The sequence below is a fragment of the Corynebacterium sp. HMSC073H12 genome, assembly GCF_001837775.1.
Taxonomy (GTDB): Bacteria; Actinomycetota; Actinomycetes; order Mycobacteriales; family Mycobacteriaceae; genus Corynebacterium; species Corynebacterium amycolatum.
The window spans coordinates 281651-303304 of record NZ_KV834027.1 but is presented as its reverse complement, the minus strand read 5'-3'; the positions used below and the strand labels follow the sequence as shown (position 1 = coordinate 303304).

Sequence of the window (21654 nt, the reverse complement as noted above, 5' to 3'; positions counted from 1 at the left end):
CGTTCGGCCCGGTCAGCGTGCACGTATTGCACAGCGCAATCGCAATGGGGCTTTATCGGCGCGAATACGGAGGGACAGGTCGCGGCCCAGTCATGTCTCGGTCAACTACGGGCGTCCGTCTCTATCCGTTAGCAGGGCGCAGCAGTCCAATCGTAGTGATGTATCCGCAGGCACTAACCTGACTCGCTTGATGGCGGTATGGGCTCTAGGGCTTGGTGCTTTCTTCGGAGTTTTCGGCAGCATGGTCTTTGAACAAGGGGAAAGTGAGGCAGTCGAAAGCACCTTTACGTCTACGTACGCTTCCTACTCCGCGCAATAATCATTCCGGTTTCCGGCGTTGGGGTTGGACGTAGACTGGAGACCGTGTATTGCCAGTTTTGTCATCATGATCAGACACGAGTCTTGGACTCACGGTTGATAGATAACGGTATGGGGATTCGTCGCCGGAGGGAATGCCTGAATTGCGGTAAGCGTTTTTCTACGATTGAACGCTCGCAGCTGATGGTCGTTAAACGGGATGGAATCCCTGAGGAGTTCAACCGAGAAAAGGTTATCCAGGGTGTTCGACGTGCGTGCCAGGGGCGTGAAGTATCAGAGTCTCAGCTGAAGAAGCTTGCACAAAAAGTGGAGGAGAGCCTCCGCGAGAAAGGTACGCCTCGGGTGGACTCAAACGATATCGGCCTTGCCATCCTTGAGCCGCTCAAAGAACTGGACGAAGTTGGCTATCTCCGCTTCGCTTCAGTGTACAAGTCCTTTTCCTCCGCGGACGATTTCGCGCAGGAAATTTCCAGCATGCGTAAGGGGAAAGGACCGCAGGCAAATGGCAACGAGGTTAGAAAGAACTAACGCAGTTTATCCACACGTTTCTTTACTCGGGTCAGGGATACGCTCTGGGCGGTACCCAAGCGTTGTGCGAAAAGGCTGACGCGCAGCTCTTGGATGAGCCACTGAATATCCCGTACCTCCGCGGAATTCGAACGTGCCTTAGGTAGCTGCTTAAGCTTTGCCGCCAGGTATTCGCGGGCCTCAGTCACCTCATCCTCACGTTCAGCATCACGATCCGGGTCACGGTTCATTTCCTCAAGTCGAATCTCCATCGCTTGAAGATAACGTGGCAAATGACGTAGGTGCTGCCAACCGTGCCTTGCCACAGCGCCCTTAGGGAACATGAACTCCAGCTGGCGACGCATATCGTCAATGGCATCGCCTTCCCACTTGTTTAGCTGATTCACCACCGAGACATAACGAGGCATAGCCTGGGCAACGCCGACGACCAATTGGCGCACCTCTGAGGCAACACCAGAACGAACGTGTTCGAGTAGTTTATCGAATTCCTTCGGATCGCGGACCGGGCCACCGGCAGCCATCATACGGTCGCGAATCACGGCGACACGGCAGTCCTCGACAAGCCCATCGGCGCCCCCATGTGGCCATGCGTCCACGCCAACACGTTGCTGGAGTGGAAGCCCCTTAGTCATTTGTGCACCATTTACTGGGCAATCCCGCAATAACATGGTCAAATTTGTGGTCGCCAACGTCGCTTCTGCCTGCGCCTTAGTTGGTTTGACCTCGATGGCCACGCCATCCTTAGTGGTCACCAGCGTCGGATACATCGTGACGGACTGACCGTCGACGGTACTTTTGACCGTTTCTGAGACGGCGCCCAAGTTGTCTGAAGTCCACTTTTTCACAGCTTCGCGAGCTGCAGACTTCGAACGTTTCGACACAGCCGTTGAGACCGTCGAGGCATGCTTGTCTCGAAGCGCAGCAAGATCCCGGCTCTGATCGACGATCTTTCCATGGCGGTCTACCACTGCGTAGTTAAAGCGCAAGTGTGGTGGCAGCTTCGAAGGGGTAAAGTCTGCACCATTGATGCCCGAGCCTCCGAGCCGTCGTAAAGCATCGGCAAAAACATCGACGAAGCGGCCTGAGTACGGAGTCATCGTCTCCAGTGCCCGGCGTGCGAAATCCGGTGCGGGGACAACGGACTTGCGCATTGCCTTCGGCAGAGTGCGAATGTAGGCTTCTGCGAGCTCAGCGCGAAGACCTGGCACCTGCCAGTCGAAGCCATCTTCACGCAGACCTGCAAGAAGAGGCACGGGGACACGGAGAGTCACACCGTCATCAGGAGCGCCCGGTTCGAATTTATAGGACAGTGAGAAATCGACCGAGCCCTGCTGCCACATTTCGGGGAAGGCATTGTCATCGATGTCGCCGGCTTCGGGGTTGAGAAGCTTATTGGGATCAAAGTCCAGTAGATTCGGCTGTTTGGGCTTAGTTTTCTTCCACCAGCGGTCAAAATTGGCGGCCGTGGTGATAGAGGCGGGCAGCTTGGAGTCGTAGAACGCGTAGAGCACGTCGTCATCGACGACAATGCCGCGTGCACGCTGCTTTTCCTCGATCTTCTCGGCTTCGGCAAGTTTGTCTTGGTTGTTCTTGAAGAACTCGTGATGTGTGTTCCACTCGCCGTCGACAAGCGCAGAGCGAATGAAGATTGAGCGGGCGGCATCGGCATCGACTCGGTGATAAGGCACCAGGCGGTCAACCACCACAGGCACGCCGTAGAGCGTCGACTTCTGGTAAGCCATCGCTGCACCGCGCTTAGTCGACCAGTGAGGCTCTGAGTACTGGTGCTTGAGCAGATGAGGGGCTACCTTCTCTACCCACTGCGGCTGAATCGTGCCTACGTTGCGCGCAAAAGTGCGCGAGGTCTCGACGATTTCCGCTGCCATCACCCAGCGAGGCGGCTTCTTTGCCAACGCGGACGAGGGGTGGATGAGGAACTTCGTGTTGCGGGTGCCAGTAAATTCCTTGCCCTCGCCCTCGCGCGTACCAATCATCGACAACAGACCCGGTAACAGCGACTTTGCCACCTCGTCGGGATCGTCGACACCGCTGGTTGAGCTGCGGGCCGAGAGATGCCAGCCCAGCTCAGCCGTTGCCTGGTGGAGCTGACGCACCAAGTCCTGCCACTCGCGAACGCGTAGATAGTGGAGGTACTCGCGCTTGCACATTTTGCGGAACTGGTTACCGCTAAGCTCGCGGCGCTTTTCCTCCAAGTATTCCCAGAGCTTCAGCAGGGAGTTGAAGTCGCTGGTGGTGTCCTTAAAACGGGCATGTAGCTGATCTGCCTGAGCTTGGAACTCCAGCGGACGTTCGCGGACATCCTGCAAAGACAACGCGGCGACAATGACGGTCACAGCCCGAAGAGTGGTGTTTTCGTACCCTTCGACCAGCATGCGGGCAAGGCGCGGGTCGACAGGTATACGGGCAATCTGTCGGCCGATGTCCGTCAGCTCGGGGGCGTCGGCACTGGAGCCGGAGCCAGATTCACGGCCGCTCCCAGACCCCGACGTGGTGGTAATAGCCTGAAGTTCTGTGAGCAGGTTAATGCCATCGCGGATTGCCTTGTGCTCTGGTGGCTGGACAAAGGGGAAGGCCTCAATAGCGCCAAGCCGCAGCGAAATCATTTGCAGTACAACCGAAGCGAGATTGGTGCGCAGAATCTCCGGATCCGTAAACTCGGGGCGCGAGAGAAAATCCTCCTCGCTGTAGAGACGAATCGCCACGCCATCAGCTACACGACCACAGCGTCCAGAGCGCTGATTCGCGGATGCCTGGCTGATGTCCTCGACTGGTAGACGTTGGACCTTCGTGCGGGTGGAGTAGCGGGAAATGCGTGCGGCACCAGTATCGACGACGTACTCGATACCCGGTACTGTCAGCGACGTTTCCGCAATGTTGGTCGCCAGCACAATGCGACGCCCGGAATGCGGAGTGAAGATCCGATGCTGCTCTGCATTAGATAGCCGTCCGAATAGTGGAACGGCTTCTACACCTTTCCAGTGCTTGCCCTCGATGGCTTCGGCTGCTTCTCGGATCTCTCGCTCACCCGAAAAGAACACCAGGATATCGCCGTCGCCAAGCCGCATGAGCTCCTCGCACGCAGCGATAACACCATCGATCTGCTCAATGGCGACTTCCTTTTCTTGCCCATTTTTCGCAACAACAGTCCGTACCAGAGGGCGATAGCGGATTTCCACCGGGTAGGTGCGCCCTGACACCTCGATGATGGGCGCAGGGTGCTCGTCGTCAGGCGCGAAATGACGAGCGAACCGTTCCGGATCAATCGTCGCCGAAGTGATAATGATCTTCAGATCTGGGCGCTGCGGCAGAATATGCTTTAAATATCCCAGCAGGAAGTCGATGTTGAGGCTGCGTTCGTGCGCCTCATCGATGATGATGGTGTCGTACTCACGCAACAGTCGGTCGCGGCCAATTTCGGCCAGCAGGATACCGTCGGTCATCAGTTTAATGCAGGTATCCTTGCCCACGCGGTCATCAAAACGCACCGCATAACCGACGTGCTGTCCGATCTTCTCGCCCAGCTCATGGGCGATGCGCTCCGCTACCGAACGCGCCGCAATACGACGTGGCTGAGTGTGACCAATCTTGCCCCGCACCCCGCGTCCCAGTTCGAGGCATATCTTCGGGATCTGCGTAGTCTTACCAGAGCCAGTCTCACCAGCAATGATGACGACCTGATTGTTTTCAATTGCCTCTGCTATGTCGTCGTGGCGCGCGGACACCGGCAACTGGGCAGGGTAGGTGATGCGAGGAATCGCTTTACGACGATCTTCTAACCGCTCCAGCGCAAAGTCGAGGTCTGCGGAGATTGCAGACAGCGCCTTCGGCGCGGATGCTCGCTTTAGCCGACGTCGGAAGGACTGGGCCTCCCGAATAGGTAGTTGATCAGCGAGCTGGTAAAGCTCCTTTTTACGCGTGTCCTTAGCAGGCTTGCCAGAGCGCTGTGGCCTGGCGGAATTGCGATGGCGGGAGTGGTGGTTTCCCGACTGGACACGTGGAGCTGGTTTATCAGAACGGCTAGGAGTAGTCATGGTTGCCTACTAGATTAGCTGTGTCTTGGTAGACAACCCACATCTGTGCTGATTGGAGACGCTCAAGATGGTCCGATGGCAGCAGGAAGCGTCCTACTTTGCGGCTGCTAGCTCTTCGGCAACTTCCTTGCAGTCCTCGCGCCCACAGTGCTGTGTCTCGGTGTCCTTCCAGCAGTCATCGCAGATAAGCACCTGTCGACGGCAGGTGTCTTCGTTGATGCAGTTCTGGAAGGTGTTTGTGGGCTTGCCGCAGTGGACGCAGTGTCCGAGCTGTACGTAGTCCTCGTCTTCGATGCCATCGCCAAACTCCATATGCATGCGCTTGTCGAAGACATAGAGAGAGCCTTCCCACAGCCCCTTATTGCCAAACTTTTCGCCGTAGCGGACAATACCGCCGTCGATTTGGTAGACCTCTTCGAACCCGCGGTTCTTCATAAGCGCGGAGAGGATCTCGCAGCGGATGCCGCCGGTGCAGTAGGAGATAACTGGCTTGTCCTTCATCCAGTCGTACTTGCCAGATTCCAGTTCGTCGATGAAGTCGTGCGTGGTCTTTACGTCGGGGACGACGGCGTTTTTAAACTTGCCAATTTCGGCTTCCATCGCGTTGCGACCGTCGAAGAAGATGACATCGTCGCCGCGCTCCTCGACCAGTTTATTGACCTCTTCAGGCTTCAAATGTGTGCCGCCGCCAATGACACCTTCGGCATCGACTTTAAGCTCGCCCGGAGCACCGAAAGCGACGATTTCGTCGCGAACCTTGACGGAGAGTTTCGGAAAGTCATCAGCGCCGCCTTCGCTCCACTTGAACTGCATGGAGTGAAAAGCGGGGTACTGCTTGGTTTTCTTGATGTACTTCTTACAGGCATCGAGATCACCGCCGACGGTGCCGTTGATGCCGTGCTCGGACACCAGAATGCGACCTTTAAGCCCTAACGATTCGCAAAGATCGCGCTGCCACAGCATGATGGCTCGCGGATCGGACAGCGGGGCGAACTGGTAGTACAGAAGAATCTTGCTGATGCTCACGGGGACTATTCTAGTCTGCTCTCCCAGTTATCCTATTTTCGGCGTGAGCTGCTGGTCTGGTTTAGTGCTTCTGATAGAGAGCCTTCTTCTGGTACTTGGGCTCGGAAGTAACTAGGACACCGAGGTTGCGGAAAATTGTTTCGTCCACGCTGCCCAGAATGGTGGTGGTGTGGACATCGCAGTTTCGAAGGTTCTTCAGCTCGGCGAGGGCTGCGCGGGCGTCGTCGCTGGTGGCCGCCGACACGGAAAGGGCGATAAGGACCTCGTCGGTATGCAAGCGGGGGTTGCGGCTGCCCAAGTGATGCGTCTTAAGCGTTTGAATTGGCTCGATGGCAGCAGGGGAGAGCAAGTGTAAGTCCGGGTCGATATTGGCGAGCTTCTTGAGAGCGTTGAGCAGCATTGCTGCTGAGCATCCGAGCAGCTCAGAGGTCTTGCCTGTGATGATTGTGCCATCGTGCAATTCGATTGCACTACCCGGCGCCCCCGTAGATTTCTCAACTTCAAGCGCTGGTGCGACGACTCGGCGGGCAGCTGTCGACACGTTGGCCTTGCTCATAATCATGGCAATGCGCTGCGAAACTTCGTCGTCTGCGCTGTTCTTGTGTTCGTCGACAAGAGCCTTGTAGTAACGGCGAACGATTTCTTGGTTGGATGCCTCTCGGCACACTTCGTCATCGTCGATACAGTAACCGGCCATATTGACGCCCATGTCGGTCGGTGACTTGTACGGCGACTCGCCCGCGAGCTTCTCCAACAGGGTGCGCAGCAGTGGGAAGACCTCGACATCGCGGTTATAGCTGGTGACCTTGGTGTCATAGGCGGCCAAATGAAAAGGGTCGATGAGATTGATGTCATCGAGATCAGCCGTTGCCGCCTCGTAGGCCAGATTTACCGGGTGTTCGAGCGCCAGGTTCCAGATAGGGAAGGTCTCAAACTTTGCGTAACCGGAACGAATCCCGTGTTTGTGGTCGTGGTAAATCTGCGATAGACAGGTCGCCAGCTTTCCGGAGCCCGGGCCCGGCGCTGTGACAACGACCAAGTCCCGCGTCGTTTGCGCCCATTCATTCAGTCCGAAGCCGGCTTCACTGACAATTTTCTCGGTGTTTGTTGGGTAGCCCTCAATATTGCGATGGCGGATTACGCTTAATCCGAGTCGCTGCAGGCGCTCAATGAAGTTCTTTGCCAGGGTGTTGTCGTCGGAAAGCTGCGTGACGACGACGCTGCCGACAACAAAGCCGCGTTCACGAAAGACATCGACGAGGCGCAGCACGTCGTCTTCGTAAGTGATGTCGAGGTCAGCGCGGACCTTGTGGCGCTCCAAATCCTTGGCATTGATGCACACCATGATTTCCAGATCGTCCTTGAGACGATCGAGCATAGCGATTTTGTTGTCAGGTGTGAAGCCGGGGAGAACACGCGAGGCATGCATGTCATCAAATAGCTTGCCGCCCATTTCGAGGTAGAGCTTGCCGCCTTCACCTGCGATGTCTGCGCGCCGCTTCTTAATATGAGCGGATTGCATTTCGATGTACTTCTCGCGGTTAAAACCGACAACCTGAGCCATGGTGCCCTTTCTGAAGTTGTGTCTGCGGGGAGCGCGCTAAATATTGCGAAATTCTACTGTGTCCATGGTAGTGATACCGCCTTGCGAATGTCGTATCGGTTACTGCTGTCGCGGAGGATTTTGGAAACTTTGGCTTATTAGGCCACGCGTAGGGGATTGTCAGATTAAAGTCCAACGTATTGATATTCAAAAAGAAATATGAAGAGGATGTGACATGCTCGATCCCCAAATGGCATCATCGTCGAATTCGGCAGAACCAACCGCACGCGCCCCGTACCAAGTGGGCAGGCGAGGCTTCCTCGTCGGAGCAACTGCCGTGTCAGCTGCGAGTATGATGCCTGCCGTAAGTGGTGCACCAAAGGCAAACGCCGCTCCTGCAAACGGGGCTTCTGCCACTGCGGGGAATTCGACCACCAATTTGAATGTCGGTCGAGGAATGGCCGATATGACAGGCGAGCCACTCGGCGCTGGCATGAACGGGTATGCGGTCATGGATCAGACCACCTCGGGTCTGCGTCTTCGCCAGATGGCGCGTGCATTCATCTTCGGCGATGACAACGACAACCGTGTCGTCCACGTCACCGCAGATATGGGGCTCATGTTCCAGTCCATCCAGATGGAAGTTCTGCGGCGTCTCCGAGCTCTCTTCGGAGACCTCTACCATGAGGGCAACGTGCTTATCTGCGCATCTCACACGCATGTTGCGCCGGGTGGTACGTCGGGCCATCTCATGGTTGACCTGACTACCCTTGGATTCCGTCCCGTCACTTTCGAAGCTGTAGTCGTCGGTGTGGTCAAGGCTATTGAACGTGCACACGCTGATTATCAGCCGTCGACTATCCACTTGACCAAGGGGATTGCTAAGGATGCGGGTGTCAACCGCTCCCTGCAGGCATTTAAGCGTAACCCTGAAGAAGAGCTGCGTCGCTTCCCCGACGGAGTCAACCCGGAAAGCCATACACTGCACGTGAGTCGCGGTGGCCGCGAAGTCGGATTCATTAACTGGTACGGAATTCATCCGACCACCTTCGGCCCCGAGCACACCATCATCGACGGCGACAACAAGGGCTACGCAGCATGGAAGGTTGAGGTCGACCGCGGGGTTACCCACCGTGAGCCGGCAGATGCCCCCTTTGTCGCCGCATTTACCATGTCGTGCCCGGGTGACATCAGCCCGAACATGGGGCTCGTGCCAAATTCGGGCCCAGGCAACGGAGACGAAGCAGAGTCCGCCCGCATTCTCGGTCAGCGTCAGATTGACGCTACCCAAGGCCAGGCCATTGCACTGCCAGGAGGCGGTATCTCCACTGTCCACAAGTGGGTCAACCTTGGCGATGTCGACATCGACGGCCAATTCACGCCCGACGGCCAGCCGCACCGCACTGGACCTGCAATCCTCGGTGCGGCCTTCGCAGCCAGTAGCCAGGAGGACGGCGGCGGCGAACCAGCCCTAGGTTTCAACGAGGGCGAGCGTGGAGGCACACCGTGGGTACGTCAGCTCAATAACGTCGTACTCCCGAAAAACATCCGGGAGATTCAGGGTGACAAAGAGTGCCTGCTGCCAGTTGGCTACATCGATGGTCTTCTCCAGCAGACCCACATGTTCTCCATCACCCGCATCGGTGGCTTCACCTTGATCACCAATGGCCTTGAACCCACCACAATGTCGGGCTACCGCATGCGTCAGCACGTCGCTGAAGTCCTCGGCGTTCCAATCGATACTGTCATTTGCCAGGGCTACACCAACAGCTATGGACACTACGTCGCTACCCCAGAGGAATACGATCAGCAGGACTACGAGGGCGGCGCAACGGCTTTCGGCAAGTACACGCTCAGTGCGATGATTTCCATTTATCACGATCTCGCTCACGCGCTTGCCGACGGCATGGCTGTCGACCCGGGCAGTGCTGCAGGTGATCTCACTGGCATCATCCCGCCGTCGCCAGCAGGAGGAAAGATTATCGATTCCGCTCCAATGGGCAGGAATTTTGGTGACGTGCTTGAATCCACGGCAAGCGTCACGGTAGGGCAGAAAGCCGTTGCCCAATTCGTCGCGGCAAATCCGAATAACGAGTTGCGACTGGAAGACGGCTACCTACTTATCAAGAATGACCGCGGTGAGATTGTTTCCGATGACTGGGACCAGGCAACTGTCATTGAATTTGCCAAGGACGGTATTTATACCACCGCCAAAGTCACTTGGGAGACCGGAGGAGTCGCACCGGGCAAGTATGACATCATCGTGCGTGGTAGCGCGTTGGGTGTCGGTGATTCATTGAACGAATTCGAGGGAGTCGCTTCGGTGGAGCTCGTGTAAGAACGTCCAATTAAATACATTCATGCGCACAATGTGACTTATACTTTGGCCCTTTAAAATCTCATCAAGGGCTTGTCTCACGTATAGTCCGTTGTGCGCATTATTTGTATGTATCCGTCAATTTGGCAGGAGCAGTTTGCTTCATGAATACCCCAAACGATCCATATAGCAACAACAATCCTTACGGTGACGGCACCCGGGACAATGAGTCCAGTAACTATGACTCCCAGAGCCACGGTTTTCCCAACAATGGTTCGCAGGACTACAACCCTTACGGGTTCGATTCGGACGCACAACATGGCCCGCGTGGGCCAGAGGATTCGCCACAGTGGAATCAGGCTTACGGTAGGGAACAGGCCTATGGCGATATTCCGTCCTACGGAACTGGTGAGCCGAGCGAGAACTATGGTGGCCAGCCCTATGGTGCGGGATCAAGCTACTGGCAGCAACCGGCAGGGGGGGAATCCTGCAGCCGGTGCACTTGCTCCCGGAGTCAACATGCCAGGTGGCAATGAGCCACCGGTGAAGCCTGTGGCACAAGGGCCGACGAAGGTCGACATTGGAAGTGCCTTTTCCGCGGCGTTTCGTAGTTTAAACAGCAATTTTGCTTCTTGGCTTGGCGTCATGCTGACGTTCTTCGCCGTACTAGTCGCCCTGATTGTTGGCGCAGCGGCAATTCTCTTTGCCTCTGGTGACGTCGATCCGGAATTTGAGCCGAACTATCCAGGCGATGTTCCGTTTGAGGATCTAGGGTCAATGTTCGCGACTGTCGGCGCGATGGCACTCCTATTTGCCGTGGGCATGTTCGCGATGCAGGTATTTATGCTGCGCGGTGCATTCGAAGCTGTCGATGGGCGAGTGCCGAACTACGGTACTTTCTTCCGTGTAAATAGGTGGGGCGCTCTGATCGGTGCCTACATTGTCACGTTCCTGGTGGGACTGCTCGCCATGCTGCCGGGGATGGTGCTCTTCATCGCTGGAGTATCCTTGTCCGCCAATGGCAGTGAAGCTGCCGCGGCGATGATTCCACTGGGCTACTTGGTTTTGTTGTTGACGTCGATTTTCATCATGCCAATTACAGCGACTATGCCACTACTTGTTTTCGATGGTCGAGCAACTGCGCTTGAGGCGCCGGTTGTCGCTTGGCGCCTGGTAAAGCCCCAATATTGGACGATGCTTGTCGCATTCATTCTGACGTCGATTGTTTCTTCCGCAGGTGCGATGCTCTTCTATATCGGCATGCTGTACACAATGCCGCTGGCCATGCTGGTTCAGGTGCACATCTACCGCCAGCTCATCGGTGGTCGGCGAGTTATTAATGAAGCGCAGGAAAATCCGGGCTATTACCCTCCGCAGCAGTAGCCGAAACGAACAAGAAAAAGCGCCCAAGGAACCGGTACAAATTGGTTCCTTGGGCGCTATTTGATTAGCAGGAAATCCTGCGTGGGAGCGTTCGACTATCAAAGCCGAAGGTATCCTCCGAATAATTAGCGGCTAGCCTCAGCGAAGACAGCCTGTGCAACACCAGAGACGGTGCCTGCAATCTTCACAGCTTCCCAGACCTGCTCCTTGGTCAGACCAGCATCGCGGACGACCTTTGCGTGGGAGGTCACGCATGCTTCACAGCCGTTGATGGCAGAAACTGCGAGAGACCACAGCTCGAAGTCTTCCTTCTCGACACCGGGCTTAGAGATGATGTTCATGCGCAGACCAAACTTGACCTGTGCGTAGTCATCACCGAGCATGTGGCGGGTGCGGTAGGCAACGTTGTTCATGCCCATGACGGTTGCAGCGCCAAGAGCCGCCTCAAATGCCTCAGCCGATAGGTGTTCCTTGGCTTCCTCGGCAATCTCCGAGAAAACCGTTTCATTGCGTGTTGCCGCAGCGGATGCAAGCAAAGTTCCCCACAGCTGCTGCTCGGACAACTCCGTCGAACGGGTAAGAGTGCCAAGGTTAAGCTTCATGTCCTTGGCGTACTCCGGCAGGCCGGAACGAAGGTTATCGATACTCATATGAGTTACTTCAGCTCCTGCTTCAGAACATCCATCTTGTCAATGTTCTTAGTCGGGTCATTCTTCTGCCAGTTACATGCGCAGACCTCTTCAGACTGAAGAGCGTCGAGAACACGCAGAACCTCGTCAACGTTACGACCGACAGCGTCCGGGGTAACGGAGACGAACTGAATGATGCCGTCCGGGTCAATGATGAAGGTTGCGCGGTCAGCGACACCGTCAGCATTTTCGACACCGAGTGCACGCATCAGGTCGTGGCGGATGTCGGAGAACATCGGGAACGGAATTTCCAGCAGGTCCTCGTGGGTTGCACGCCAGTTGAAGTGGGAGAACTCGTTGTCGCCAGAGCCGCCCAGGATAACGGTGTCGCGATCTTCGAACTCTTCGTTCAGCTTGCCGAAAGCGGCAATCTCAGTCGGGCAGACAAAGGTGAAGTCCTTCGGGTAGAAGAAGACGACCTTCCACTTGCCCTCGTAGGACTCGTTGGTCACCTGCTCGAAGTAGTCATCCGGAGAAGAAGCGTTTGCATCACGCAGGTTGCCGCCCTTGAGAGCGGTCAGAGAAAACTCGGGGAACTTGTCGCCAACAGTCAAAATTGCCATGGAATCCTCCTGAATGTATTCCTTCTGGGGTCACACACCATTATGCCTATGGATTCCCAAACCGTCAAGAGGAAAAAGTTAATAAGCTCGTGTAGGCTTATAGGTATGCGTAATAGAGATTATCGGCCCACTTTGCCTCAGTTACGTGCCTTTGTCGCGATTGCCGATACCGGTCACTTCGGTCAAGCCGCTGCCCGCCTCGGCATTTCACAGCCCAGCCTGTCACAAGCGCTTTCCACCCTTGAGCAGGGACTGGGGGTGCAGCTTGTAGAACGTTCGACTCGCCGAGTGCTGGTGACGCCACTCGGTCGCGGTCTGATTCCTTATGCACGTCAAGCATCTGAAATTGTTGACGAGATCGTCGCTCGCGCCTCTGGCCGTACAGATGATTTGTCCGGACCACTATCCATTGGTGTTATCCCTACGGTTGCTCCATACGTGCTGCCCAACTTCCTCCAGTTGGTTCGTGACGAGCTGCCAGATCTAAAGCCTAGAATCGTCGAGGAGCCGACCGAGCGCCTCATCGAATCACTTCGTTCCGGCACCATTGATGCAGCCATCATGGCACTGCCGTCGGATGTGCCTTCCTTTGACGAGATTTACCTCTACGACGAAGAGTTCTACATCGTCGTGCCAGAGGATCATCCGCTGGCAGGAAAGGAAGACGTAAAGCTTGAGGCAATCAGGGACTTGGACTTGCTCCTGCTTGACGACGGTCATTGCCTGCGTGACCAGGTGTTGGATATTTGTCGCAAGGTCGATGCTGTTCACGGCGAGTCATCCAGCTTGGAAACACGGGCGGCTTCTCTATCGACCGTCGTGCAGTGTGTTGCCGGTGGGTTGGGGCAGTCGCTTGTGCCGGAATCGGCTGTCAAGATTGAGGCCGACCGTTCCGGCCTGGCTGTTGCGCGATTCGAAGGTCCGGCACGGCCGGGACGCACCATTGGGCTGGTTCACCGCGCATCATCGGTACGCGGCGGCGAGTTCAACCGAATTGCCGAACTGGTACGGCAGGCATACATAGACGCTGTTGCCTAAAGCTCTCTTGGCGCATGCTGCAGTAGCGTACGAAATAAGCAAAACCGGGCTGGCAGTTCCAGCCCGGTTTTGGCGTTTATCCCTGAATAATTCGCAGCGATGCCAACCTGACTTCGCCGTGTTCATCAGATGCAGCCAAATCAACGTTCGCTTCAAAACGCCAACCGTGGTCACCCTCAGGATCATCGAGTATCTGGATCACATGCCATAGGCCCTCACCAGCCTTGCGGTCAATCGAAATCATATCGCCGCCGCGTGCCTTTGCATCGATGCCTAGGTCATCGTATTCATCGAAGTAGTCATCCATCGCGGCAGGCCAATCTGGTGCGTCGTCGAGGTAGTTGTCCAGGTCGGCCAGCTCCTCCTCCTTTTCAAAGGCAAAGAGCTGCACGTGGCGGAACATGAGATTGCGCACCATACGGGTAAATGCACGCTCATTGCCGGTAAGGGGCCGCGACTCGTCGGTGCCAAAAGCCGCTTCCTGGAGAGTTTCTTCGTCCAATGGCTTGTCCGGATCGGCCATCTGCGCCCATTCATCTACCAGGGAGTTATCCACCTGCACAACGAGCTCGCCGAGCCATTCCACAATGTCCCGGAGCTCCTCGTTAGCAGCTTCCGGTGGGAGAGTGTGTCGCAAAGTGCGCCAGGCATCGGTGAGGTAGCGCAAGAAAATACCTTCGGAGCGGGCGATTCCGTACTCAGATACCACGTCCGAGAAAGTCATGGCCTTTTCCACCATCTCGCGCACCACAGACTTGGGCGACAGCGAAAACTCACGCACCCACGGGTGACCTTGGGCATAGGTGTCGAATGCGCCCTCCAGCTCGTCGGCAAGCGGCATCGGCCATGTGATGTCTTCGACGATGTTCATACGTTCGGTGTAATCGACGCCTTCGGCCTTGAGCGCGGCGATTTCCTCACCGCGAGCCTTTTTCTGCTGCGCGATGAGCAGTGGGCGAGGGTCTTCCAGAATTGACTCAAACACACTGATGACATCGAGTGCGTAGTTCGGGCTGTCCTTATCCAGCAGTTCGAGCGCGGCGATGGCGAAAGGTGACAGTGGTTGGTTGAGCGCGAAGTCACGCTGCAGCTCCATTGTCAGCTCGGGGCGGCAGTCATCGCCCTCGCCATGCGTGACGACGATTCCCGCGTTGACCAAACCGCGGTAGAGCTCAATTGCGGTCAGAATAGCCTCATTTTGCTGGTGGCGGGTGTCGTGATTGGTGCGCAGCAGATGACGCATGTTTTCGTAGGTATCGCCACCACGTGCAATGACGTTGAGCAACATACCGTTGGTAACTGCAAAGCGACTGGTCAGCGGCTCTGGTGGCTGAGAAACGATTTTGTCGAAAGTCTTCTCCGACCATGTCACTTCGCCCTTGGGAACGGACTTCAGCCGCAACTTCTTCAGTTTGGCCTCATCCTGGCCGGCACGGCGACGCAGCTTGGCGTTTTCGATTTCGTGTTCAGGTGCTTCGACTACTACGGTGCCCTCGGTATCGTAGCCAGCACGGCCGGCGCGTCCAGCAATCTGGTGGAACTCGCGTGACTTGAGAATTCGGCTACGACGGCCATCGAACTTTGCCAAGCCGGTAATCAATACCGTACGAATAGGCACGTTGATGCCCACGCCGAGGGTATCCGTGCCACAGATGACTTTCAGCAGGCCGGTCTGCGAGAGGCGCTCAACTAGACGACGGTACTTCGGTAGCATTCCCGCGTGGTGCACGCCGATGCCCTGGCGCACCAATTTTGACAGAACTCGACCAAACGCTGTCGTAAACCGGAAATCGCCAATCTCCTCGCGAATCCGCTCCTTTTCCTCCTTCGTCAGCAGCTTCAGACCGGTCAGTGCTTGGGCCTGTTCAGCTGCTTGGCGCTGGGAGAAAAAGACGATGTAGATTGGGGCTTTTCCGGATTCCAGCAACTCCGCCAGCGTGTCATGAACTGGCGTGTAGACATAGTGGAAATCCAACGGCACCGGGCGCGTCGTACCCGTGACGAGGTTTACGTCGAGCCCTGTGCGTTCCTTCAGATCCTTCTCAAACTTTTGAGTATCGCCGAGAGTGGCGGACATCAACAGGAATTGGCAACGGGAAAGCTCGAGCAGTGGCACCTGCCATGCCCAGCCTCGGTCAGGGTCAGCATAGAAGTGGAATTCATCCATGACCACTTGGTCAATATCGGCATCGGCGCCGTCGCGCAGAGCGATATTGGCAACAATTTCCGCAGTTGCGCAGATGATGGGGGCGCCGCCATTGACGGTGGCGTCGCCGGTCATCATACCGACGTTCTCAGCGCCAAAAACTTCGCAGAGGGCGAAAAACTTCTCGCTGACCAAGGCCTTAATAGGCGCTGTGTAAAAGCTGCGCTGACCACGGGCGAGCGCGCAGAAATGGGCGGCGATAGCCACCATCGACTTGCCCGACCCCGTCGGGGTGGCAAGGATGACATGGTCGCCACCGGCCAGGCCGATAGCGGCCTCTTCCTGCGCCGGGTAGAGCGTGATGCCCTGATTCCTGGTCCAGGCAATGAACGAGTCCATAATCGCATCGTCGAAAAGGGACTCAGGAACCTCAGCTAGGTCGGGAAGCATTTCAGATAGTGACACGCTTCCCACCCTAGCGGTAACCCCGGATTAGAAGCGGAACCAGGGCTTCCAGCCACGCCGACGACGAGGCTTTTCCGGTTCACCGGATTCATCGCTTTCCGCCTGATCTGCCCGAGGCTGCTCTTCCCGAGGCTGTTCAGACTCAGGCTGTTCGGCAGTTTCGTCTGCAGAAAACTCCGCAGACCTATCATCCGCCGAGGTCGACTCGGGTTCTTCCGAGTGTGCGTCAGCGTCCTCTGATGTAGGTGCCGAGGAATCCGCGTTGGCCGGGGTTTCCGTCTCGGCGTCAAGCGAGGAAGAATCCTCTACTGGACGCAGCGGTTGAGAAGCGAGGAACTTCTCAAACTCAGCGCCAATTTCGTCCGCCGAAGGCATCTCGCCGTTAGGCCCAAGCAGGGGAGACGTCTCCAGCTCTTGACGACGTTGAACTTCCTGGTCGTACTGTTCCTCGAGAAGATTGACCAGCTGAGAGACCTCGCCGGAATCATTCGTCTGCGTATTGAGCAGCTCCGCCACCCGCGCGGATTCCTTCTCCAAGGCGTCGAGCGGGAGCTCGAGCTTGGCTAGCTTTGCTACCTCCTGCAACAGCCGCAGTGATGCCAGCGGATACTCAGAGGCCGCGACATAGTGCGGCACCTGTGCGGTGAAACCAAAGGCATCACAACCGCGGCTTGCGAGCTCGTACTCAATGTTCAGGCTCGCAGCCCCCGGAACCGTGACGCGGTTGCCCCAGGTATGCATATCACTGAGTTTCCGCTTATCTGTGCCATGGGCGATGATGCCCAGCGGTCGGGTGTGCGGAACCGTCATCGGCGCCGAGTACAGTGACACAGTCCGACCGACATCGTAGCGCTCTGCCAAATCTGCAACCGCAGTCGAGAAAGCCTCCCACCGCATGTCTGGCTCAGGGCCAGAAAGCAGTAAGAACGGCTTGCCGACGTTGTCGCGAACCACATTGAGCGACAGGTTCAAATCGGATACATCCACGATCTGGTCGCGGTTCATCGTCACAGCGGGACGGCGGGAACGATAATCAATCAGCTCGTCGATAGAAAAGTTCACCAATGGACGGTGCTCGAGAGCATCCAAGAGGAAACTCGCTGATTCCGAGACTGCATTACCGGCATCCGCGTAACCGCTAAGAGCAATGACCAGGGTCAGATGCCCCTCGCTTCCCGTTACATCAGGAACCGGGAAAACTACCTCGTACATATTGCCCTGAGGCTTGTCGGTCGGATCACTCACGTACGACTACCTCCTGCATCACATTTTTTCGTCATTTGAAGTAAGCAACCAGGATACCGCAGAAAATATTCCAGTTATCCACAAGTTGAAAGTAGTCCACAGATGGGCCGATTCTTCCGGTCGCGCACAAGCAAGGCTGTTGCGGATTCGATAACAATGAGAGCCACCAGGTGGCGAGCGGATTGTCCGCTGTCGAGCTATCCCAATGGGGGAAAAGGGGTAAGGAATCAATGGGAAACAAAAAGAATTTCGGTGCAGGAAAGATGCCTGAAATTGAGCCGAGTGTTTTTCTGACGAACCTGCCAGGAATCGTTGGATTCTATCCGCGGGGGCAGGTAGTGATTGCGGCGTTGTACCGTCAGCAGGTCGAAGATTTCATCGACGGCAAGGTCGAGTTTGACCCGACAGCGCATGCAGGCCCGATGCTGATCAAGGATGTGGCCTCGATGGAGAGCAATCCTGACTTGGTGCGGGCAGCTGCGGACTTCCTGCTCGATGAAGGCTGCACTCACGCAGATGTGTTTATCATCGATGAATCCTGGGGGATTGAAAAGGACTCCACACCGATTACAGGCTGGCTGCGAGAAGGCGGCCTGCATGAGGTGCGTTTGGCGGGCGTTGCCACTATTGCTGCAGGGGAAGTTGTCACGGACGAGCAGGGAGAGATCGTCGGCATTGTCGGTGACAGTCTGATGACCGAGAATGCAAATCTAATCTCTCGGCAGGGAGAACAGATTTTCAAAAACTATGAGGAGTACCGCAGTTATTTTCGAGGTGGTCAATTCCGCGACAGTAAAGACAGGGCTCTGATTGAACGCCTCCGGGAACGAGCGATAGCCGTTGAGCAGCCGAGGAAGCTCAAAATTGGTTCGGACAATCCCGCGCTCATTGAGCACTTCGACATGCTAAAAACCGCCGTGGAAAACGTGGCCGATGGTGTGATGGATGCACATGAGGCGGTGCGCGATGAAAACGCAGGATATGCCATTGCTGCAGCACTGACCAACGTCACGTTGCGAGATATGTCCATGATTTTCATCACTACGCAGTTGGCGCAATCAATGGGAGAAATCTGGCGCGAGGCCGCAATTGTCCACCGCGGCAGCCTGCGTGCAAACGCTTTAGCGTGTTTTGCCATCGCAAAGTTCGCGGCTGGGCTGGAGAACTATGCGCAAACAGCCCTCGATGAGGCAGCGGGGGAGCAACCGAATCATTCACTGACTCAGTTGCTGGAAATTGCGGTGGCCAATCAAATTGTGCCGAGGTGCGTCGGCACAATTCTTGGGGCAGCACAAGAGGTACTGCGCAGGGTATACAAGGTGAAAATGCCGCGAATTGATTAGCGCCCCTGCAAGCTGTGCTGTAGTACCTAGCGGTGCGCCGAGTGGGCTCGGTCGCCGAGGGTCTTGGTGTACTCCCATGCATCGGCGACGATGGTTTCCAGCTCCGTGTGATTGGGCTTCCATCCGAGCTCGTCCATGGCACGCTGGGAAGAGGCAATAAGAGTGGCCGGATCACCGGCTCTGCGCGGTGCATCCTCAGCGGGAATCGGGTGACCGGTGACCTTACGGCAGGTCTCGATGACCTGGCGAACCGAAAAGCCGTCGCCAGAACCGAGGTTAAAGATACGGTGCGTACCCGGCGCGTTGGACTCCAGTGCCAATACGTGCGCATCCGCGAGGTCTTTGATGTGGATGTAGTCACGGACCGCGGTGCCGTCCGGAGTCGGCCAGTCATTGCCAAAGACCATAATCTTGTCGCGATGACCAAGCGCAACCTGGAGTACCAGTGGAATGAGGTGAGTTTCCACCTCACGGTTTTCGCCAAAACCGCCCCAGGCGCCCGCCACATTGAAGTAACGCAAGCTGGTAGCGCCGATGTTGTATGCCTTGGCGTAAGACGCGATGGCGTAGTCCATGGCCAGCTTAGTGGCACCGTAAGGGTTAGTCGGTGCGGTTGGCATGTCTTCGGTAATTGGTGTCTTCTCTGGCTCACCGTAGGTTGCGGCTGTCGAAGAGAACACCAAGCTATTCGTACCGGTATCACGCATCGCGTCGAGTAGCTTCAGGGTTTGGCCCACATTGTTGTGCCAGTAGTCGGAAGGAACTTCGACGGATTCGCCAACAAGTGATTTCGCAGCGAAATGAACGACACCGTCGAAGTTGTCGGAGGACAGAACCTCGTAGGCTTTGTCCGCCACATCACCTTCGACTAGGGTTGCGCCCTCCGGCACCGCATCACGGTTGCCAACAGAGAAGTTGTCCAGAATGGTGACGTCGTGGCCAAGAGAAATCAATACTGCCGAGCAAACGCTACCGACGTAGCCGGCACCACCAGTGACTAGGAGTTTCATTTGGTAATCACCATGATCGCGTGAGACAGAGTATCCGGAATGTCAAGAGAATGATCACCGCGGGCGAGAGTCACGCGGCCAGCGGCAACCTCGGCAAGTGCTTCAGTACCCGGCATAATTCCGGCCTTGTGGAGACGCTTCATGTAGCTCTGCTCGACCTGCAGGATTTCGTTAATCTGGACGATTTCAATCGTGTACTCACCGGGGTTTAGGTCGGAGAGCCGGCGAACGTTCTCTAACGGCTCTGGTGACTGAGTCCCACCGAGGTCTTCCAAACCGGGGATCGGATTGCCGAATGGGGAGCGTGTGTAAGAGTCGAGCACGTCGAGAAGCTTGCGCTCGACCTCGTCACTCATTACGTGCTCCCAGCGGCAGGCTTCATCGTGAACCTTGTCCCATTCGAGGCCAATGACATCCGTAAGTAGGCGCTCAGCTAGGCGGTGCTTACGCATGACAGCCGTGGCCAGCCTGCGGCCCTCGTCGGAAAGCTGCAAGCTGCGATCTGGGGCAACTACAAGAAGGCCATCGCGCTCCATGCGCGCAACGGTTTGGCTAACGGTCGGCCCCGACTGCTCAAGGCGTTCGGCAATGCGAGCACGCAAAGGGATGATGCCCTCTTCTTCGAGTTCGAAAATCGTACGTAAGTACATTTCCGTGGTGTCAACCAAATCCCTCACGGTTTTCCTCCGATAACGCAGTCTTAAAAGTTTTCACTCAAGTATTAGGATAACCACACTTGCGTAAGAAAGATGTTAGGGCTCGCAAATCCAGTGGCTTTGGTGCTGACTAGGCAGCGAAAAGCTTGGTTCGGTGAGCGCTGCTGAGACGGAAGGGAGCGTACGCGATGTCGAAAGTTCGACTTGCAGACGAAAACGCCGACCGCCAGTGTGGATGAAACTCCCGCACGGGGTCGGCATTGCAGTCCAGCTCTATCTCAGGGCTGAAATTGGGAACCCTATCGATGTCACCGCCATGTGGCGTTAGTTTGCGTACTCACGCAGCTTGTCAGCACGGTCTCCCTCGCGCAGCTTGGACATAACTTCCCGCTCGATCTGGCGGACGCGCTCGCGAGACAGGCCGAAGTGGCGGCCAATCTGATCCAGCGTGCGGGGTAGGCCATCGTCGAGACCGTAGCGGAGCTTAATAACTTCCTGCTCTCGAATCTCGAGAGTGGACAGAACCTTGCGGACATCGTGGTGACGCAGGGAAGCGACAACTGCCTCCTCAGCATCAGTTGCCTCTGAGTCCTCGATGAAGTCTCCCAGGGGGGCTTCCTCGTCAGTGCCCACTGGCATGTCCAAGCTCACCGGATCGCGGGACTGGCGCAGCAGCATCTCGATCTTGGCTTCTGGAATGCCGGATTCCTCTGCCAATTCCTCATTCGTAGCCTCACGGCCGAGCTGCTGGTAGAGCTCACGCTTAATACGAGAAATCTTGTTGACCTGCTCAACCAAATGGACAGGGAGGCGAATAGTGCGCGACTGATCAGCCATACCACGGGTAATAGCCTGGCGAATCCACCACGTTGCGTAAGTGGAGAACTTGAAGCCCTTGGTGTAGTCGAACTTTTCCATGGCGCGGATGAGGCCCAAGTTGCCCTCCTGGATTAAATCCAGCAGCGGCATACCGCGGTTGGTGTAGCGCTTCGCCAGCGAGACCACAAGACGGAGATTGGCTTCGAGTAGGTGGGCGCGTGCAGCCTTACCTTCCTTCGCCAAAATCTTGACATCACGCTTCTTTGCACGGGTCATTTTCGCGCCGGTCTGCAGCAAGTGCTCGGCGTATACACCGGCTTCAATGCGCTTAGAAAGTTCCACCTCTTCTTCAGCGCTGAGAAGAGCAGTCTTTCCGATGCCGTTCAAATACACACGAACCAAATCGGCGGACGGGTTGGAGTTATTGCCGGTGCGGCGCCCCTTGTCCCTTGTCTGACCTTCCAGTTCGTCATTTTGAATATCGGCACTCTTCATGAATCTGCCTCCTGGATT

15 protein-coding genes are annotated in these 21654 nt (G+C 56.3%); 5 read left to right on the top strand and 10 right to left on the bottom strand.

Going from position 1 to position 21654, the window contains the following annotated elements:
- Positions 1–363: 363 nt before the first annotated feature.
- A complete protein-coding gene (gene nrdR, locus HMPREF2708_RS03485; RefSeq protein WP_070767330.1) occupies positions 364–846 on the top strand; it encodes a transcriptional regulator NrdR in 483 nt (160 codons plus the stop codon).
- Here the strand turns inward: nrdR and hrpA are convergent.
- From hrpA to HMPREF2708_RS03470, 3 genes are all read right to left on the bottom strand, one after another.
- On the bottom strand, positions 843–4898 hold the full coding sequence (gene hrpA / locus HMPREF2708_RS03480) for an ATP-dependent RNA helicase HrpA (protein ID WP_070832373.1): 4056 nt from the start codon (positions 4896–4898) through the stop codon (positions 843–845). The genes nrdR and hrpA overlap by 4 nt on opposite strands.
- A gap of 93 nt (positions 4899–4991) precedes the next feature.
- Entirely contained in the window at positions 4992–5924 is a 933-nt protein-coding gene (locus HMPREF2708_RS03475; protein WP_070832370.1) for an oxygen-dependent tRNA uridine(34) hydroxylase TrhO, read from the bottom strand.
- A 61-nt stretch (positions 5925–5985) separates the two neighbouring features.
- Complete coding sequence (locus tag HMPREF2708_RS03470) at positions 5986–7488, bottom strand: DUF1846 domain-containing protein (protein WP_070832367.1); 1503 nt, start codon at positions 7486–7488, stop codon at positions 5986–5988.
- 214 nt (positions 7489–7702) lie between these two features.
- Between HMPREF2708_RS03470 and HMPREF2708_RS03465 the strand changes: the two genes are divergently transcribed.
- Both HMPREF2708_RS03465 and HMPREF2708_RS11225 read left to right on the top strand, forming a co-directional pair.
- Positions 7703–9805, top strand: a complete 2103-nt coding sequence (locus HMPREF2708_RS03465; protein WP_070832364.1) for a neutral/alkaline non-lysosomal ceramidase N-terminal domain-containing protein — start codon at positions 7703–7705, stop codon at positions 9803–9805.
- 624 nt (positions 9806–10429) lie between these two features.
- Positions 10430–11167, top strand: coding sequence for a hypothetical protein (locus HMPREF2708_RS11225; RefSeq protein ID WP_246840314.1), 738 nt, complete (start codon positions 10430–10432; stop codon positions 11165–11167).
- Positions 11168–11292: 125 nt separating this feature from the next.
- On the opposite strand, the gene HMPREF2708_RS03455 is transcribed toward HMPREF2708_RS11225, so the two are convergent.
- Both HMPREF2708_RS03455 and HMPREF2708_RS03450 read right to left on the bottom strand, forming a co-directional pair.
- A complete protein-coding gene (locus HMPREF2708_RS03455; RefSeq protein WP_070832361.1) occupies positions 11293–11817 on the bottom strand; it encodes an alkylhydroperoxidase, AhpD family in 525 nt (174 codons plus the stop codon).
- A gap of 5 nt (positions 11818–11822) precedes the next feature.
- Positions 11823–12419 carry a peroxiredoxin gene (locus HMPREF2708_RS03450; RefSeq protein WP_070832358.1) on the bottom strand — a complete coding sequence of 199 codons (597 nt, stop codon included), beginning with the start codon at positions 12417–12419 and terminating at the stop codon, positions 11823–11825.
- A gap of 105 nt (positions 12420–12524) precedes the next feature.
- Here HMPREF2708_RS03450 and HMPREF2708_RS03445 point away from each other — a divergent pair, with 105 nt between their 5' ends.
- Positions 12525–13457, top strand: coding sequence for a hydrogen peroxide-inducible genes activator (locus HMPREF2708_RS03445; protein ID WP_070832355.1), 933 nt, complete (start codon positions 12525–12527; stop codon positions 13455–13457).
- Positions 13458–13533: 76 nt separating this feature from the next.
- Here the strand turns inward: HMPREF2708_RS03445 and HMPREF2708_RS03440 are convergent, their stop codons facing one another.
- A complete protein-coding gene (locus HMPREF2708_RS03440) occupies positions 13534–16053 on the bottom strand; it encodes a DEAD/DEAH box helicase (RefSeq protein WP_141762912.1) in 2520 nt (839 codons plus the stop codon).
- Positions 16054–16095: 42 nt separating this feature from the next.
- Positions 16096–17313 (bottom strand): PAC2 family protein, encoded by a 1218-nt coding sequence (locus HMPREF2708_RS03435; RefSeq protein WP_070832349.1) that lies wholly within the window; start codon positions 17311–17313, stop codon positions 16096–16098.
- Between the two features lie 230 nt (positions 17314–17543).
- Between HMPREF2708_RS03435 and HMPREF2708_RS03430 the strand changes: the two genes are divergently transcribed.
- A complete protein-coding gene (locus HMPREF2708_RS03430) occupies positions 17544–18656 on the top strand; it encodes a DUF4192 domain-containing protein (RefSeq protein WP_070832346.1) in 1113 nt (370 codons plus the stop codon).
- A gap of 26 nt (positions 18657–18682) precedes the next feature.
- Here the strand turns inward: HMPREF2708_RS03430 and galE are convergent, their stop codons facing one another.
- From galE to HMPREF2708_RS03415, 3 genes are all read right to left on the bottom strand, one after another.
- On the bottom strand, positions 18683–19666 hold the full coding sequence (gene galE / locus HMPREF2708_RS03425; protein WP_070832343.1) for a UDP-glucose 4-epimerase GalE: 984 nt from the start codon (positions 19664–19666) through the stop codon (positions 18683–18685).
- Positions 19663–20343 (bottom strand): iron-dependent transcriptional repressor DtxR, encoded by a 681-nt coding sequence (locus tag HMPREF2708_RS03420; protein ID WP_070832340.1) that lies wholly within the window; start codon positions 20341–20343, stop codon positions 19663–19665. The genes galE and HMPREF2708_RS03420 overlap by 4 nt, the downstream gene beginning before the upstream one ends.
- 303 nt (positions 20344–20646) lie before the next feature.
- Positions 20647–21636: a sigma-70 family RNA polymerase sigma factor gene (locus HMPREF2708_RS03415; RefSeq protein ID WP_038628815.1), complete on the bottom strand. Its 990-nt coding sequence runs from the start codon at positions 21634–21636 to the stop codon at positions 20647–20649.
- Between the last annotated feature and the right edge of the window lie 18 nt (positions 21637–21654).

Bases quoted from the DNA above. Each gene is read 5' to 3' on its own strand.
- HMPREF2708_RS11225 (WP_246840314.1), top strand. From the start codon at position 10,430: ATGCTGACGTTCTTCGCCGTACTAGTCGCCCTGATTGTTGGCGCAGCG.
- HMPREF2708_RS03455 (WP_070832361.1), bottom strand. From the start codon at position 11,817: ATGAGTATCGATAACCTTCGTTCCGGCCTGCCGGAGTACGCCAAGGAC.
- galE (WP_070832343.1), bottom strand. From the start codon at position 19,666: ATGAAACTCCTAGTCACTGGTGGTGCCGGCTACGTCGGTAGCGTTTGC.
- HMPREF2708_RS03450 (WP_070832358.1), bottom strand. From the start codon at position 12,419: ATGGCAATTTTGACTGTTGGCGACAAGTTCCCCGAGTTTTCTCTGACC.
- HMPREF2708_RS03470 (WP_070832367.1), bottom strand. From the start codon at position 7,488: ATGGCTCAGGTTGTCGGTTTTAACCGCGAGAAGTACATCGAAATGCAA.
- HMPREF2708_RS03465 (WP_070832364.1), top strand. From the start codon at position 7,703: ATGCTCGATCCCCAAATGGCATCATCGTCGAATTCGGCAGAACCAACC.
- HMPREF2708_RS03430 (WP_070832346.1), top strand. From the start codon at position 17,544: ATGGGAAACAAAAAGAATTTCGGTGCAGGAAAGATGCCTGAAATTGAG.
- hrpA (WP_070832373.1), bottom strand. From the start codon at position 4,898: ATGACTACTCCTAGCCGTTCTGATAAACCAGCTCCACGTGTCCAGTCG.
- HMPREF2708_RS03415 (WP_038628815.1), bottom strand. From the start codon at position 21,636: ATGAAGAGTGCCGATATTCAAAATGACGAACTGGAAGGTCAGACAAGG.
- HMPREF2708_RS03440 (WP_141762912.1), bottom strand. From the start codon at position 16,053: ATGCTTCCCGACCTAGCTGAGGTTCCTGAGTCCCTTTTCGACGATGCG.
- HMPREF2708_RS03445 (WP_070832355.1), top strand. From the start codon at position 12,525: ATGCGTAATAGAGATTATCGGCCCACTTTGCCTCAGTTACGTGCCTTT.